Origin of the sequence: Jujubicoccus corallicola (genome assembly GCF_047345645.1) — a bacterium.
GTDB lineage: Bacteria > Pseudomonadota > Alphaproteobacteria > Rhodobacterales > Rhodobacteraceae > JBLEFH01.
Genome location: NZ_JBLEFH010000010.1, coordinates 158,622 through 174,599 on the forward strand (window position 1 = coordinate 158,622; position 15,978 = coordinate 174,599).

The following is a 15,978-nucleotide window of genomic DNA, read 5'->3' on the forward strand; positions in this document are numbered from 1 at the left end:
CGGATCAGACGCAGTTGACGGTGAACTGGCGGAGCCGCAATTCGGCTGTCGCTTCCTGATTGCGCTGACCAATGCCCTTGCCGTCGCCAGCGCTCACGGCACTCTTGCCTTGGGCGGCGCAGATGCTTTGGGTGTCCGCCGTCGCGCGGGCTTCTGTGGTCACTTCGGGATCATAGGTCACCAAGACTTCGGAACCGATCTGGAATTGCATGTGAATGCCACGCGACATCAAGGGGTTCTGCGCCGTGATATCCCCCTGCCCGATCGCGCCGGCATTGCTCGTCGGCGTCGAGGTGGTCGTGCTGCTTGCGCCGCAAGCCGCCAGGAAAAACAGGGGAAGAAAAGCGTAGCGCATACCAACACTCCATGATTGATCTGCGCCACGCTATCACCGCCCGCGCGCCGCGATCAAGCGGGCGCGGACGGGCGAGACATAAGAAAGCGTTACCAGCTTCCGGTGTTTTCCATGCTAGCCCAAGGCTCTTGCGGTGGAAGGTGGTCCCCCTCCTGCAAAATCTCGATGGAAATGCCGTCAGGGGATTTCACAAAGGCCATATGCCCGTCCCGCGGCGGGCGGTTGATCGTGACCCCCGCATCCATCATTTTCTGGCAGGTCTCATAGATATTCGCGACGCGATAGGCGAGATGGCCGAAATTCCGCCCGCCCTCATAGGTTTCGTCGCTATCCCAGTTATATGTCAGCTCCACTTCGGCCGCGTCCTGACCCGGAGGCGCGAGGAAGACCAGCGTGAATTGTCCTTTTTCGTTTTCCATCCGGCGACGTTCCTCTAAACCAAGAAGGTCGCAGTAGAATTTTTTGGACTCTTCGATGTCGCGCACACGGACCATTGTGTGCAGATAGCGGATACTCATAGGGTCCTCCTTAGTGTTGATGGGAGTAACATATGCCGCTTTCACCCGAGCAAAAGGCCGAAATTGAAGAACAACGTTCTGAAATCCGGGAGACGCGCCGCGCGGTGGCCCCCGGCATGGAGGCGCATCTTTACGAGGCGAAAGAGGTTCTCGACCACGGTTTTGTCCGGGTGATCGACTATATGGGCGACGATGCGGCCATCGTTCAGGCGGCGCGGGTGTCCTATGGGCGCGGCACGAAAGCGGTGCAGAATGACGAGGGGCTGATCCGATATTTGATGCGTCATTGGCACTCGACACCGTTCGAGATGTGCGAGATCAAGCTGCATGTGAAGCTGCCGGTTTTCGTGGCGCGGCAATGGATCCGGCACCGGACGGCGAATGTGAATGAATATTCGGCGCGATATTCGATTCTGGATCGCGAGTTTTACATTCCGGCGCCGGAAAACCTGTCCGCGCAGTCGAAAAACAACAAACAGGGCCGCGGCGCGGTTCTGGAGGGCGAGGAAGCGGCGCGGGTGCTCGATCTGCTGAAAACCGACGCCGAGCGCGCTTACGACCATTACGAGGACATGCTGTCGACGGACGGTCAGCAGGGTCTCGCGCGGGAATTGGCGCGGATGAACCTACCCGCCAATGTCTATACGCAATGGTATTGGAAAACCGATTTGCACAATCTTTTCCACTTCTTGCGCCTGCGCGCGGACGCCCATGCGCAATATGAGATCCGCGTCTATGCCGATGCGATTGCCGATGTGGTGAAGGACTGGGTGCCGATGGCGCACAAGGCTTTCGAGGACTACGGCATGGGCGGCGCGCAACTCTCCCGCATGGGCGTCGACTGCCTCCGCCGGATGCTGTCCGGCGAAAAGGTCACGCAGGAAAACAGCGGCATGAGCGCGCGGGAATGGCGAGAGTTTGAGGGGATTATAAAAGCGAGTTAAAAACTCGCTTTAGAAACTTCAGCTTTTTCTATTTCTCTTTCACCGTGGTAGCTGGATGAGCATTAGCATAACGCTCGCTTACAAACCGCCCAGTTTTGGCGCTTCTAGGACTACCTGTAGGAGCGCCGCCACGCTTTTCAGAAAGAGTAGTTGATGGGTGTGTTTTCGCATACCTCTCCGAAACAAACTGACCCGACTTCGAACTTCTATGATTTTTACCGGCCATCTCATACCTCATGTGGTGTAACATTTAATGACACACACTATATCGAGATATACCGATTCGATCAAACTAAATGGAACGAAGGCGGAACAGGCTTTTCCAGCCTAACGCCCCCATCGCCGGTGGAGCCAATACCATTGCCCCGGATGCGTTTCGACGCGGGCGGAGAGGCGGGTGTTGATCTCGCGGGTCATGGTTTCGGCGTCGCTTGGGGGGATCGGGGCCTCGAAGGCGATGTCGATCTCGTTGGGGTCTTCGCGGCGAATGCCGAAAGCGGGGACCATGGGAATGCCGTATTTCAGCGCCAGTTGCGCGGGCGCGATGGAGGTCAGCGCGTCATGGCCGAGGAAGGGGATGTCCTTGCCTTTACGGAATTTTTGGTCCGTCAGGATGGCCACGAAGCCGCCTGAACGGAGGTGTTTGATCATCGCGCGCATCCCTTCTGGGCCGCTGTCGAACATCGGCTCGCCGCCCTCGGCGGTCATGCGGACGAAGAGATCGTTGTAATAGCCGTTATTGTTGTCGCGATAGATCGCGCCGGTCGGCAGGCCCTCGGCTTGCAGCACGGCGCGGATGGCTTCCCATTGGCCGAAATGGCCGGAGACGATGATCGCGCCTTTGCCCTTGGCGGCGCGTAGAACGTCGAGACCGGGGCCGCTTGGGTGGAAATGGGTCAGGCGCTGCTGGAATTGGTCGTTGTTGAGGAGTTCCGATAAGCCGCGGGTGACATTGCCGCCGACGGCGCGGATGATCTCGGCGCGACGGGCCTCGGGCAAATTGGGCCAGATGAGGGCGAGGTTTTTCTCCACCCGGCGGCGCGGGCCGAGGGGGAGCGCGATCAGGAGCCGCCCGAGCGACGCCCAGAGGGCGGCGCGGGTCTCGAAAGGCAGCGGGCGGGTCAGGCCCCACCACAGGCGCACAGGAAGAAATTCAAACCACCTGCGCAAGGTTTTCTGGTTTCGCGTTTGCATCCCTGTCCGCTAGCATGGCAGCCGTGACCGGGGAAGGGAGTTGCTATGCAAAAGATCGTGGTTTTGAGCGGGGCGGGGCTGTCGGCGGAGAGCGGCATTCGCACCTTTCGCGACACGGGCGGTCTGTGGGAGGATCACGCCATTGAGGATGTGGCGACCCCGGAGGCTTTCGCGCGTAACCCCAAGCTGGTTCAGGAGTTTTACAATATGCGCCGCCGTCAGGCGAAGGATGTCCAGCCCAATCCGGCCCATGAGGCGCTGGCGCGGCTCTGGCAGTCGGCCCCGGAGAAGGTCACGCTGGTGACGCAAAATATCGAGGATTTGCTGACCCAGGCCGGGGCGGAGGATGTGGTGCATATGCATGGGAGCCTCTTTTCGGCGCTGTGCCTGAGATGCGGCGCGCGGTCGGACTGGCGGGAGGATATGGGGGCGGAAAGCGTCTGCCCGGCTTGCGATCGGGCGGGCGGGCTGCGGCCCGATATCGTGTGGTTTGGCGAAATTCCCTATCATATGGAGCGCATCGAGGCGGCGCTGGCGGATTGCGATATGTTCGTCTCGGTCGGCACCAGCGGGACGGTGTATCCGGCGGCAGGTTTCGTGCAAATGGCGCAGATGGTGGGCGCGCGACGGGTTGAGCTAAACATGGAGGCGACGGCCCCGCATCTTTATGACGAGAGCCATCAGGGACCCGCCAGCGAGACGGTGCCGGCCTTTGTGGATCGGGTGCTTGGTGAGGCGCTCCCTTAACATTGCCGCCCATTCTGCCTATATCGGCCCGAACTGAGGAGGACGATTATGAGCGAGCAGGATTTTCCCGGATGGCACGGCACGACGATTATTGGCGTGCGCAAGGGCGGCAAGGTGGTTGTCGCCGGAGACGGGCAAGTCAGCCTCGGCCAGACCGTCATCAAGGGCAGCGCGCGCAAGGTGCGGCGGCTGACACCGGGCGGTCAGGATATCGTCTGCGGCTTTGCGGGCTCCACGGCGGATGCGTTCACGCTGCTCGAACGGCTTGAAAAGAAGCTGGAAAGTCATCCGGGGCAGCTCCGCCGCGCCTGTGTGGAACTCGCCAAGGACTGGCGGATGGACAAATATCTGCGCAATCTCGAAGCGATGCTGATCGTGACCGACGGCACCGATTTGCTGGTCATCACCGGCGCGGGCGACGTGCTGGAGCCGGAGCATGAGATTGCGGCCATCGGGTCGGGCGGGAACTTCGCGCTGGCCGCGGCCCGCGGGCTTTACGACTATGAAACCGACCCCGAAGAAATCGCACGCCGCGCCATGGCGATTGCCGCCGATATTTGTGTATATACAAATGGCAATCTGACGGTGGAAATCATAGAAAGGGCATAGTCATGCCTTGGCTTTACCTAGTATTCGGCGGAATTTTTGAAGTCGGCTTCACAACCGCGATGAAAGCATCGGACGGGTTTACACGCGTGATCCCCTCCCTCGCCTTTCTGGTCTGCGCAGCTCTCAGCTTCTGGTTCTTGTCCCGCGCAACGCTCCATTTGCCAATCGGCACCGCCTATGCGGTGTGGACCGGGATCGGCGCGGTCGGGACGGTGATCATGGGCATTGTGCTCTATGGCGAGCCCGCCGGCGCGATGCGGCTCTTTTTTATCGCCACGCTGGTCGGCTCCATCATCGGGCTGAAATTCGTGTCCTGACGGGCATTTCCAACAAAAAGAAGGCAGTATGACTGATCTCACTCCCCGCGAAATCGTCTCGGAACTCGACCGGTTTATTATCGGCCAGAAGGACGCCAAGCGCGCCGTTGCGGTGGCGCTGCGCGGTCGCTGGCGGCGGCGGCAACTCGATGCGTCACTCCGCGATGAGGTGTTTCCGAAAAATATCCTCATGATCGGCCCGACCGGCGTGGGCAAAACCGAAATCTCGCGCCGTTTGGCCAAGCTGGCCAAAGCGCCCTTCGTGAAGGTGGAAGCGACGAAATTTACCGAAGTCGGCTATGTCGGCCGCGATGTGGAGCAGATTGTCCGCGATCTGGTGGAAAGCGCCATCGTGATGATCCGCGATCAGATGCGCGAGGATGTGAAGGCGCAGGCCCATGAGGCCGCCGAGACGCGGGTGTTGAACGCGCTGACCGGCGACGAGTCCCGCGAGGCGACCCGCGAGATGTTCCGCAAGAAGCTGCGGGATGGGGAGCTGGACGACAAGGAAATCGAGTTGGAGGTCGCCGACACGTCGAACCCGATGCAGATGCTCGACATGCCCGGCATGGGCGGTCAGATGGGCATGATGAACCTCGGCGATATGTTCGGCAAAGCCTTTGGCCAGCGCACAAAAACGCGCCGGGTGAAGGTGAAGGACAGCTACGAGCTTTTGATCAATGAAGAGGCGGACAAGCTTCTCGATCAGGAGACCGTGCAGCGCGAGGCGCTGCGGGCGGTTGAGGAGAACGGCATTGTTTTTCTTGACGAAATCGACAAAATCGCCGCTGGTGAAGGCCGCCGCGGCGCGGATGTGAGCCGCGAGGGTGTACAGCGTGATCTGCTGCCGCTGATCGAAGGCACGAGTGTGGCGACGAAATATGGCCCGGTGCGGACGGATCATATTCTCTTCATCGCGTCCGGCGCGTTCCATGTGGCGAAACCGAGCGATTTGCTGCCCGAATTGCAGGGCCGCCTGCCGATCCGCGTGGAATTGCAGGCGCTGACGGAAGAAGATTTCGTGCGGATTCTGACGGAAACCGACAATGCTCTGACCCGCCAATATACCGCGCTGATGGAGACCGAAGGCGTCAATGTCAGCTTCACCGAGGACGGGATCGCGGCGCTCGCCCGGATCGCGGCGGAAGTGAATGGTTCGGTCGAAAATATCGGGGCGCGGCGGCTTTATACGATTGTCGAGCGGGTCTTTGAGGAACTGGGCTATACCGCCCCGGATCGCGGTGGCGAGGCGATCACCGTCGATGCCGCCTATGTCGAGGGACAGCTTGGCGATCTGGTGCGCGACACCGACACCAGCCGCTATGTTCTGTAACAAAGGCTTGCGCGGAAACCCCCTATCGAGGGCAGTGATTTGCCCCTAAACTGCGCGCGAAGGAGAAATTTATGAAGAGATTTGCTTTTGCAGCGACGCTGCTCGCCGCGACGCCGCTTCTGGCGGCAGATGCCGAGGATAAATTCGCCGTTGAGGGCCGTGCCGCGCTCGCAAGCTGCGAGGATTTCGTTGGCGCGCGGGAAAACAACCCGGAGCTTCACGCCGCTTTTGTCGGCTGGATGGAAGGCTTCATGCTGGGCGCCAATGCGTTCACGCCGAATGTCTATGACGCAACCCCTTGGCAGAACGTCGAATATTTCGGCGCGGCGATTCAGAGCGCCTGCACCGAGAACCCGAATATGGCCGTCGGGATGGTCGCGAGCGGGATCATGAAGCGTCTGACCGAGGAGCCGCTGACCGAAGAGGTGGCCCGCGTGACCTTCGAGGATGGCGACAACCGGGCGACCATCTATGAGACGGTGGCCGAGGATCTGCGCCAAGTTCTGAATGATGGCGGTTACAGCGCGGGCGAGGCCGGCGATATGGACGCGCTGGAGAACGGCATCAAGGCGTTCCAGTCGGAGAATAACATTCCGATGACGGGCGTGCCGAATATCACGACCTTGCATCAGGCGTTTTCGCAAAATCTGAGCGCGGAGGATGCCGGGAACGCGGACGCGCCCGCGAATTAATCGTCGCGCCAGCGGGCCGCGAGCGCATCGGCGTCGCGGCCAAAGGCGAGTTCCAGCATCCGGCGGGCGCGGTAAAATCGCGTCCGCGTCACGCAGATCCAGGCGAGCCAGCGCGCCCGTAACCCGCTGATCCGGGTCGATTTGGCGACGCGCAGGATCTCCGCCGGGGGCGACAGCGCCATCGCGACGCCGCGCAGCGCCCATTTCACATCACTGCTCCGCGCCTCATAGAGATGCGCGATGTGCCGGTCCCATTTGCGGATCAGCTCGTCATAGCTTTCACGTGCGGGTGTTTCGACAATCATATCCGGGAGATAGCGGATCGTGAGACCCGCCGCTTTGGCGCGCTTGCCCCAGTCGATATCCTCGGCGACGGAGAGGCCCGCGAAGTCCCCAACCTTGGCGAAACTCGCCGCGCGAACGCCCATATTGCCAGTCCCGGTATAGCCATTCACCGTGACGTAGTGCTTGTTATTATAGCCATAAACCGCCTCGTAAGCCTCGATCATGTCGAGATGCTCAGGGTTGCGGAACGCGATGCGCACATCGCCCCCGACCACGTCGACGCCGCTGTCGAGCCCCTCTTTCACCGCCGTGAGCCAGCCCGGCATCGGGTAGCAATCAGCGTCGATGAAGGCGAGATAGGTGCCGCGCGCCAGCGCCGCACCCTTGCTGCGGGCGGGACCCGGGCCGGGCGTTGGCTCATGGGCGAGGGTCACGAAGTTATATTGCGCGCAAAGCGCCTCGGGCGGCGCCTCCGAGCCGTTGTCGACAACGATAATTTCGGCGGCGATCCCACTGGTCTCACGCTCCACGGAGAGACGGCGCAGAGTCTCTTCAAGTTGTTGTTCCGAATTGTAATTCGGGATGATGACCGAAATGACCGGTGGCACGATAGGCCCTCATGACGTTACAGATTTGGCAGCACAAAGACCTGCTACACCACGAATCGTCAATCATTTCTAAATCTTTTTGGACAATTCTCCGCGACTGTTGAATTTGCGAGGAACGGCTTCACCGAATCCTCGTGTCTTTTGTCGTTCCTGCCAAGCTAGGGAGCGGCAAGATGGCATTGAAGCGGGTTAAGGTCACAGGACACATCGGCACCTCGGGCGGGGAGCCGGTGACGGGCGGCAAGGTGCGGTTCGCCTTGGACAGAACGGATTTCGACGGCACCATTGCGGTGGCGACGAATGAGACATTTGAGGTGGCGCTGTCGGCGGAGGCGGACGGGACGGCGCGTTTTGAGGCCGAGGTCTGGCCCAATGCGCGCGGTACGGAAGGCAGCCGTTATCAAGTGGTTGCGCAGTATCATTACCGCGCGGAGGACGGCGCGACGCAGAGCGCGAAGCTCGATTATGGCGCGCTGACGGTGCTGGATGTCCCGGCGCAGGATATCAGCTCGCTGCGGCCCGCGGCGGCGCTCGTGCCGCGCAAATTGAGATTCGTCACGGCGGAGGCGTTCGCTGCGATGGATGAGGCGAACCGCAGCGCCGGGAATTTCGCGATCCTGCGCGAGGCGGCGGATGGACCGTTTGCGAATGTGCTGGGCTATGCCGATGCGCTCTGGCTGGAGGGGCGTTGCGTTCACCAGATTTTCGAGGACGGCGCGGAAAGCTGGCACGCGGCGGCGCCGAAGCCGGAGATTGGCCTGTCGGACCTGAGCCTCGCCGATGGCGCGGAGGCCGGGGATGTGGTGGCCCAGATCGGCGCGACCATGGCGGGCGATCTGCGGTTTACGCTGGCAGGCGGCGCGGGTCTTTTTGCCATCGACGGTGCGGCGCTGACGCTGGCGCGGGATCTGGAGGCGACGGATATTCCGCCTTTTGCGGTGACGATTACCGCGACGAGCGGCGAGGCCAGCGTGAGCCAAAGTTTCGCGCTGACCATTGACGGCGATGTGCCGCGCGGACTTGTGGTCGATCCGGCTGCGCCGCTGGTTGCGGCGAAGACCCCGGCGGGGACGGAGATCGCCCAGCTTCATGCCGACAACAGCGATGTGGAATTTGCGCTGACCGAGAGCGACGGTCCGTTTGCGGTGCGGGGCCGTGCGCTGATCACCACGGGTCCAGTCGCGGCAGATGCGCTCTACACGCTGACGATCACGGCAAATAACGCCATGGGCGAGGCGCAGATTTTGCTCAATATTGCGACACTTCCGGCGGAGATCATCGACGATACGCCCGCCGAGAGCGACCTGACGCTGACGCCCTTCACCCGCGATTTGACGATTTTCGACAGCGGCGCGGCCTTTGGCCGGGACGTGGCGACGGTGCCGCTGTCTGGTACGGCAACGGCGGGCGCGGAGATCGAGGCGCGGGCGGTCAGCACTGAGGATGAGGGCGCGACCTCGACCGCGTGGCAGCGTGTTGGCGCGGCGGATGCGGACGGCGATTGGCAGGGTGAGATCAGCGTTTTGCGCAACACGTCGTGGTATCGCGTGGAATTGCGGGCTGCGGGTGATGCGGACGCGCGCGTCACGAGCGAACAGCGATTTGGGGCCGGGCATGTGGTCGCGCTGCTCGACCAGTCGCTGAAGGCGCAGATTTTCAGCGGGCAGGACGGGACGGACGGCCCGGCGCTGTCGCTCCCGGAGGGCGATATTCAGGTGGTTTACAGCGATGAAAGCCAGGATGCGAGCGCGCCGAAATTGGTTCATGTGAAGGCGGCGGCGGGCGTCAAAGCGTCGATGGAAGCGATGGCGGAGACGCTGTCCGGCACGCTGCCGGGCGAGAAAGTGATGTTTGTGGATCTGGCGCAGTCCGGGGAGGCGCTGTCGGTTTTGGTGGATGACATAAAGTCGGAGCGCAAATGGACGGATCTGGAAGCGAGTGTGGCGCTGGCGCGGGCCGATGGGGCGGAGATCGGGGCGCTGCTCTTCTGGCATTATGCGACTTCGGCAAGCAAATGGGGCCCGAACTATGGGCAGAATTTGATGGCCGTTGCGCTTGGACAGGATTGGGATGGGACGACGCTCGGGCGCGGGTCTGTGACCGTGACGGGTCCGGCGGGGCAGAGCAGCATTCGACTTGATCACGCGTTTACCGATCTGTTCGATCCGGCGGTGACGCGCTTTTGTCTGATGGCGCCGGAGAAGCGGGTGCTGAAAGAGGATCTCAGCAATGCGGTGACGCTGGCTGATGGCGAGGCGACGAGCCACATGCACATGGCCTATGAGGCGGCGCATCTGTCGGTGCGGGCGCTGGCGGAGAACCCGGCGGCGGGTGGGGCCTTTGCCTATGTCGGCTTTGCGCCGACATCGTTCCGCACGGGTTCGGCGGTCTCGCCGCTCGATCCCCATGCCAGCCCGGATGATGCGGATGGGATCGAGCGGCTCGGGCGGCTGGTTGCGGTTGGCGCGATCTATGCGCTCGGGCTGAGCGAAACGCCGCTGCCGGTGCTGGATCAGGCGGAGCTGTCGGCGGATGGGGTCACGCTCTATTGGGGCAGTTCGGCGGGGGCGCTGACGACGACGCGGCTCGCGCGCGGGTTGCCGCCGATTGACGGGACCGACGCGCATCGGACCGAGGTGATGGGCTTTGAGGTCAATGGCGTGGCGGCGAGCTATGCCGCGATTGAGGGGGGGCGTGTCGCGCTACGCAAGCCGGATGGTGCGCTCTGGACGAAGGAGGATGTCGTGACCTATGGGCGCGGTGGTGCGACCGGGATGTTGCGGGTCGAGGCCGATCAGGCTGCGGAAGCGTGGATGAACACGCCGCTATTGGCGAGCGATGTTTACCCCGGTTTGGAAGGGGTGCCGGTGGCGACGCTGCCGGATAATGCTGCGGTTTTTGCTGCACTCTCGGAGGTCACGAATACGGGCGCGGCGGTGCGGCTGGCGAGCGGCGGGACGTGGCTGCAATCGCCGAGCTATAGCGCCATGGACGCAACACCGAAGGGCGTGACGATTGAGATTGAGGGCGAGTTTGCACTGCCGCCAAGCGCGTTCTATACGCTCGCGGCGGACCCCGGTTTGCAGTTTGTCTGGCAGCTTGGGTCGACCGCGAAGGGCGTAGCGGAGCGGATTTTGGTTAAGGATCCTGAGACCCGTGTGAAGAGCGAATTTGGTGATTATGCGACGCGGCAGGTGCCGGATATTGCGGCGATCACGCGGCTGCGGCTCTCGCTCGATATGGAGACGGGGCGGATCAAGACGTTCCATAATGATGCGCTTTGGACCGATGCGGTGATTGCGGATCCGTATGGGTCGATGGATCCGACACGGCTCTTGCTGCTCTTCAACAAGTCGCTGCATTCGGCGAATGAGCCGCTGGCAGGCGAGGCGATTTCCGGCGTGCGGGTCTGGTTTGAGACGACGGCGGAGGGGAGCGTGCCAAGCCGTCAGCCGGACTTCGTCCTTGGCGGGACTCTTGGAGAATGGACCGGGGATCTCGGTGGCTGGACGCTTCTGGGGGATGCGCCGAGCGCGGCTTAACCCGAGACTTTGCTGCGCAGCATAAAGCGGGGCGTGGGCGGTGATCGCCTGCGCCCCTTAGCTTTTTTCGGTGGTGGTTTCGCGCTGGTATATGTCGTCGAAACGAGCGATGTCGTCCTCGCCGAGATAGGCGCCGGTTTGCACTTCGATGAGGTGCAGGTCCAGTTTGCCGGGGTTTTCGAGCCGGTGCATGGCCCCTAGGGGCACGTAGATCGACTCGTTCTCGCCGATGATTTTGCGGGTCTCGCCGAGCGTCACGAGCGCGCTGCCGGTGACGACGATCCAGTGTTCGGCGCGGTGGACATGTTGCTGGAGCGAGAGCTTCGCGCCGGGCCGCACCATGATCCGCTTCACCTGAAAGCGCGGGCCGACGGAGAGCACGTCGAACCATCCCCATGGCCGGTGGGTGCGGGTGAAATGCTCGGCCTCGGGGCGCTCTTCGGCCTTGAGGGTTTTGACGACCTGCCCGACTTCCTGAAGCCGGTCCATGGGCGCGACCAGAACCGCGTCGCGGGTGGCGATGGCGGCAATATTCTCCAGCCCGAGGCCGACCAGATGCGGGCCTTCGGGGGCACTGTGCAGGTAGCTTTGGCGGCATTCCATCGCGCGGGCGTCGCCGGTGACGGTCACGCCGGTCTCGTTCTGTGCGCCTTCGCGCCAGAGGGCGTCCCACGCGCCGAGATCGCTCCAGCCGCAATTGAGGGGGACGGCGGAGATCGCGTCCAGCTTCTCCATCACCGCGTAGTCGATGGAGATGTCGGGGAGCGTTTCCCACGCGATCACCGAGAGGTGGATGAAATCCGATTCGTGGCGCGCTTCCGCGAGGGCGGCGCGGACGGGGGCGATCATTTCGGCGGCGTGGGTCTCATAGGCGGCGAGAATGTCGCGGACGCGGAAGAGGAACAGGCCGGCATTCCAGAGATAGTTGCCGGAGGCGATCATCTCGGCGGCGCTGGTGGCGGAGGGCTTCTCAACAAAGCGCTGGAGTGGTTGCGGGGTGTCCGCCGGACCGGTGAGTTCGAGATAGCCATAGCCGGGCTCGGGCCGGTCGGGCGTGACGCCGAAGGTGACGATCTGGCCCGAGGCGGCGAGCGGCACGGCGGCGTCGAGCGCGGCGTGGAAGGCGGGCATGTCCTTGATGAGATGGTCCGAGGGCGCGACGAGCATGAGATCATCGGGACGGTCGCGCAGCATCATCGCGGCGGCCAGAACCGCGGGCGCGGTGTTGCGCGGGGCGGGCTCGACCACGAGGCGCGCGCCCGGCTCATGCATGGCGTCGAGTTGCGCGGCGGCGGTGAAGCGGAATTCGCGGCCCGTCATGACCAGCGGCGCGGCGAATTGCGGGCCGCGCAGCCGCGCGAGGGTTTGCTGGAACAGGCTCTCTTCCCCGGCGAGTTCCGCGAACTGCTTGGGATAGCTGCGGCGCGACACCGGCCAGAGCCGCGTGCCCGAGCCGCCGCACAAGATCACGGGATGGATCATCATCGCCTCCTCACATCGCCATGACCCTATAGCAGCGGTATCAAGGTTAAAATGCCATTAACCGCGGCGAAAGGTCTGGGGTGAGCCGCTTACTCCGCGCCGGGAATGAAGCGCGGCATCTGGTCCAGCGAGGTCGCGAGGAAGGCGTCGAGACGCGCTTCGGCATCCGCTTCGGTCTCGTCCGGGCGGATCGGGGTCAGCACCCGCATCAGCGCGCCGTCGCTCCGGCCCATTACGATCTGGTCTTTCATCGCCTGGAATTTGGCTTTGAAGTCGTTGGTGAGCTGCGCGCCCCGCTGGTTGAACCAGTAATAGACGAGCATTTCCTCCAGCCCCTTGGTGATGACCGCACGGTTGACCTGAAGGTTTTCGAACCCTTCCACGGATTGCGGCTTCTGGATCGGGCGGATGTTCTTGATCTCCCAACCCGCGCCCGGAATGCAGACCTCGGGCGAGTGGATGCCGGAGCCGTCCGTCTGGTCGCGGTAGAAGGCCATGAAGAGGTTCACCGGAGCGCCCTCGCCCGCCTTCACATAGCTGGCGTCGAGATAGTCATCGGCTTTCAGCACGCCCTCAATGGCCGGATCGAGGCGGCTGCTCACGCCCTGCCACCCATCGACGGAGAGCGGGAAGACGGCGAAGGGCGCGCGGGACGGGACTTCCGCCTCACGCTCGGGCGCGAAGATGAGCGCCGCCGAGAGTGCACCCGCAATGGCCGCCGCAATGGCGAGCGGGCGGATGAAGGGGATGGTGCCGACGCGGGCGAGTTCCGGGCGGATCGAGGTGAAGTCGATATCGAGCGCTTCGGAGAGCGGTTTGGGGTCGCTGGAGAAGCGCTGCATCGCGATGGCCATGCCGAAGAGGATGGCGATACAGATGGCGAAGATCACCCAGCCTTCGAAGAAATGCAGGAAGCCCTCGGCCATGCCGATGCCGTAATTGTCCACCATCACGCCGATGATGGCGATGCGGACCGAGTTCATCAGCACGGTGATCGGGACGGCGGAGAGCAGCAGCACGGCCTTGTGCCAGCGCGGCCCCGAGTAGAGCATGCAGAAGACGTAGGAGAAGGACATGATCGGGAAGAGATAGCGCAGGCCCGAGCAGGCTTCGGCGACCTGAAGCTTGTAGAGGCCGAGGTCGATAATGTTGCCTTCGAGGAAAACCGGCACCGACAGGAGGCGCAGGAACCAGACGCCGAGCTCCGATGAGATGAATTGCAGGCTGGTCGAGATTTTCCAGTAAATGAACTGCGGCAGCGGCAGCATGAAGACGAGATGCAGCACGCCCGGCCACATCGGCCAGCCGCGTTTCCAGCCCATGGTCATGAGGATGAGTGCGCCGACCCAGAGGATCAGCCCATAGGTCACAATGTCGTTAATGCGGACGAGTTGGCCCACAAGGGCGATGAAAAGGGCGAAAACGGCGACAATCAGGCCCGGCCAGCGGTCCGTAATGGGCGCATTCGGCTCCGGGACGCGCTTCAGATCGTGCAGGAAGAGGTAGAAAGAGAGCAGCGGAATGATCGGGCCGTGGCTGTATTCGGGCAGTTGCCAGGCCTGCAAAAGCGAGGTGAAGCCCGGCCAGAACACCGGCAGCGACGCCACAATTGCCAGAAGAAGCAGCCCGAATCCAACAGGTTGCCGTGCCGAAAGACTATCGGAAGAAATGGTCATGCGTCTCTCACTCTTACTCACCCAAAGACATGTGTTCGCCCCACTGTCTCAAGGCTTTATACACCAAACTTGTCCGAAGGACACTTATGCGCAGTTAACAAAAAAGAAAAGACCGCCCGTGGGCGGTCTCTCTGTGTTGGTTAAGGCGCGGTTTGTGCGCGCCTTGGCCGGAGCGCTTATGCGCTGCGTTTGCGGCGGGCGAGGCCGAGGCCGGCGACGCCGAGGCCGAGGAGCGCGAGGCCGCCGGGCAGCGGCACGGGAGCTACGTTGGAGGTGTAGGTGTAGACGCCCGAGCCGGAGACCAGCGCCGATTCCAGCCAGCCATAGGAGGCGGTGCCGCCCGCGGCCCAACGGATCGGCGGGTTTTGCAGATCCGCGGTGCTCAGCACGTCGAAGGACACGCTGTCATCGCTGCTGGCGGCAATGTAGCTGGCCAGATCCGCCGCATCGATTTCGAAGGTCACGGTCGCCGTGCCGCCAATGGACGTGCTGGCATTGGCGGTTTCGCCGATGCCGATCTGGTCGAGGCCGGTGATCACCAGCTCATCATAGTTGTTGAAGGTGAACGCGGTCTCTTCCCCGCCTTCCGAGCCGGTGATGACGCTCTCGCCGGTCGCATAGGTTTTCGCATCGAAATCCGGGAACACCGTGCGGCCGAATTCCCAGTCCTGCGCCTTGTCGGTCTTCAGCGTGACCTGCGAGGTGTTGGTGATCTGGAGCTGCGCCGAATAGTCGAACTCGAAGGTAAAGATCGCGCCGGTCAGGGTGCGGTCGCCGCCCTGCTCGTCGAATTTGTTGAAGGTAAACGTACGGTCGAGCGCCTCGATCGACGTTGTGCTGAGCGATGCATCCCCCACCAGGGTCGCATTTTCGGTCGCGGCCAGAGCTGCGGCCGGCAGAGCGGCAATCACAGCAGCGGTTGCGATAAACTGTTTGAACATGATGTCCTCTTTCCTCACCCGTTGCGCCTTGGCCTTGCGCTCATCGCATGCCGCCGCGTCAACGATTTCTTAACTAACATAAGCGGAAATCCGCCCCAAGGTATTTTTGCGCTGCATCAATCCCAAGGGAGGGAGTTTGGGACGGCAAAACAACGCTTTGACCGTCCCTTCTCTCAAGCCCGAGGCGATTAGCCGCAGACGCAATCCTGTGCGAGCTCATCCCACGGCACACCGATCAGCATGATCTGACCGACATTGGCATCGGTCTCGTCGATCAGCCCGTCGCCATTGCTTTCGATCATCGGCGCGACCACGACCCCGACGAGATCGCCCTCGCCCGGCACGAAGCCATCGCCATTGGCCAGCGCGAGATCGACCATGTAGCCAGCCCCCGGATAGCCATCGATCGTGTCCATCTGACCCGGCTTGAGCGTGTCTTCGTTGACGAGCTGCCAGGTGGCGTAGAAGAGATCCTGGAAATCGAGGGTCGTCTCATCAATGCCGTCGCCATCGGTGTCGACCGTGCTGCCGAGCAGGCCTTCGGCCTGATTGAGCAGCCAGGTCGCCTCGTCGAGACGGCTCTGGTCGAGCACATCGGTGATGAAGCTCGGCAGCTCCTCATCGACGCAATAGACCAGCGCATCCTCGGGACGCGGCGAGTCCTCGACGGTGAAGAGATCGCCCTCGGGATCGATACAGACCGCGAGATAGCCTTCGCCGGTCAGCAGATTGTCC

Annotated in this window: 15 protein-coding genes; 7 read left to right on the top strand and 8 right to left on the bottom strand. The window is 62.4% G+C overall.

Translation table 11 applies throughout. The features are described from left to right. Positions 1-4: 4 nt before the first annotated feature. Both ACMA5I_RS14895 and ACMA5I_RS14900 read right to left on the bottom strand, forming a co-directional pair. Positions 5-355 carry a hypothetical protein gene (locus ACMA5I_RS14895; RefSeq protein ID WP_525887070.1) on the bottom strand — a complete coding sequence of 117 codons (351 nt, stop codon included), beginning with the start codon at positions 353-355 and terminating at the stop codon, positions 5-7. An 89-nt stretch (positions 356-444) separates the two neighbouring features. Beyond that, complete coding sequence (locus tag ACMA5I_RS14900; RefSeq protein WP_525887071.1) at positions 445-873, bottom strand: VOC family protein; 429 nt, start codon at positions 871-873, stop codon at positions 445-447. A 32-nt stretch (positions 874-905) separates the two neighbouring features. On the opposite strand from ACMA5I_RS14900, the gene thyX reads away from it, so the two are divergent. Further along, on the top strand, positions 906-1,817 hold the full coding sequence (gene thyX / locus ACMA5I_RS14905; protein ID WP_525887072.1) for an FAD-dependent thymidylate synthase: 912 nt from the start codon (positions 906-908) through the stop codon (positions 1,815-1,817). A 327-nt stretch (positions 1,818-2,144) separates the two neighbouring features. Here thyX and ACMA5I_RS14910 read toward each other — a convergent pair whose 3' ends face one another. Further along, positions 2,145-3,011 (bottom strand): lysophospholipid acyltransferase family protein, encoded by an 867-nt coding sequence (locus tag ACMA5I_RS14910; RefSeq protein WP_525887073.1) that lies wholly within the window; start codon positions 3,009-3,011, stop codon positions 2,145-2,147. Between the two features lie 45 nt (positions 3,012-3,056). On the opposite strand from ACMA5I_RS14910, the gene ACMA5I_RS14915 reads away from it, so the two are divergent. The 5 genes from ACMA5I_RS14915 (at position 3,057) to ACMA5I_RS14935 (ending at position 6,709) form a co-directional block, all read left to right on the top strand. Further along, the gene (locus ACMA5I_RS14915) at positions 3,057-3,758 is read left to right on the top strand and encodes an SIR2 family NAD-dependent protein deacylase (protein ID WP_525887074.1); all 702 of its coding nucleotides are present in this window, start codon (positions 3,057-3,059) and stop codon (positions 3,756-3,758) included. A gap of 48 nt (positions 3,759-3,806) precedes the next feature. After that, positions 3,807-4,367 (top strand): ATP-dependent protease subunit HslV, encoded by a 561-nt coding sequence (gene hslV, locus ACMA5I_RS14920; RefSeq protein WP_525887075.1) that lies wholly within the window; start codon positions 3,807-3,809, stop codon positions 4,365-4,367. A 2-nt stretch (positions 4,368-4,369) separates the two neighbouring features. Beyond that, positions 4,370-4,684 carry a DMT family transporter gene (locus ACMA5I_RS14925; RefSeq protein WP_525887076.1) on the top strand — a complete coding sequence of 105 codons (315 nt, stop codon included), beginning with the start codon at positions 4,370-4,372 and terminating at the stop codon, positions 4,682-4,684. 28 nt (positions 4,685-4,712) lie between these two features. Next, complete coding sequence (gene hslU / locus ACMA5I_RS14930) at positions 4,713-6,017, top strand: ATP-dependent protease ATPase subunit HslU (protein WP_525887077.1); 1,305 nt, start codon at positions 4,713-4,715, stop codon at positions 6,015-6,017. Between the two features lie 71 nt (positions 6,018-6,088). Continuing rightward, on the top strand, positions 6,089-6,709 hold the full coding sequence (locus tag ACMA5I_RS14935) for a peptidoglycan-binding domain-containing protein (protein WP_525887078.1): 621 nt from the start codon (positions 6,089-6,091) through the stop codon (positions 6,707-6,709). Here ACMA5I_RS14935 and ACMA5I_RS14940 read toward each other — a convergent pair. Further along, entirely contained in the window at positions 6,706-7,602 is an 897-nt protein-coding gene (locus tag ACMA5I_RS14940) for a glycosyltransferase family 2 protein (protein WP_525887079.1), read from the bottom strand. The genes ACMA5I_RS14935 and ACMA5I_RS14940 overlap by 4 nt on opposite strands. A gap of 173 nt (positions 7,603-7,775) precedes the next feature. On the opposite strand from ACMA5I_RS14940, the gene ACMA5I_RS14945 reads away from it, so the two are divergent. Further along, positions 7,776-11,144 carry a hypothetical protein gene (locus tag ACMA5I_RS14945; protein WP_525887080.1) on the top strand — a complete coding sequence of 1,123 codons (3,369 nt, stop codon included), beginning with the start codon at positions 7,776-7,778 and terminating at the stop codon, positions 11,142-11,144. Positions 11,145-11,201: 57 nt separating this feature from the next. On the opposite strand, the gene ACMA5I_RS14950 is transcribed toward ACMA5I_RS14945, so the two are convergent. The 4 genes from ACMA5I_RS14950 to ACMA5I_RS14965 form a co-directional block, all read right to left on the bottom strand. Next, positions 11,202-12,626: a mannose-1-phosphate guanylyltransferase/mannose-6-phosphate isomerase gene (locus ACMA5I_RS14950; RefSeq protein ID WP_525887081.1), complete on the bottom strand. Its 1,425-nt coding sequence runs from the start codon at positions 12,624-12,626 to the stop codon at positions 11,202-11,204. A gap of 89 nt (positions 12,627-12,715) precedes the next feature. Further along, complete coding sequence (xrtD, locus tag ACMA5I_RS14955; RefSeq protein ID WP_525887082.1) at positions 12,716-14,302, bottom strand: VPLPA-CTERM-specific exosortase XrtD; 1,587 nt, start codon at positions 14,300-14,302, stop codon at positions 12,716-12,718. 176 nt (positions 14,303-14,478) lie between these two features. Then, the gene (locus ACMA5I_RS14960) at positions 14,479-15,243 is read right to left on the bottom strand and encodes a hypothetical protein (protein WP_525887083.1); all 765 of its coding nucleotides are present in this window, start codon (positions 15,241-15,243) and stop codon (positions 14,479-14,481) included. Between the two features lie 188 nt (positions 15,244-15,431). Next, the coding region (locus ACMA5I_RS14965) for a hypothetical protein (protein ID WP_525887084.1) at positions 15,432-15,978 on the bottom strand (547 nt) is incomplete at its 5' end.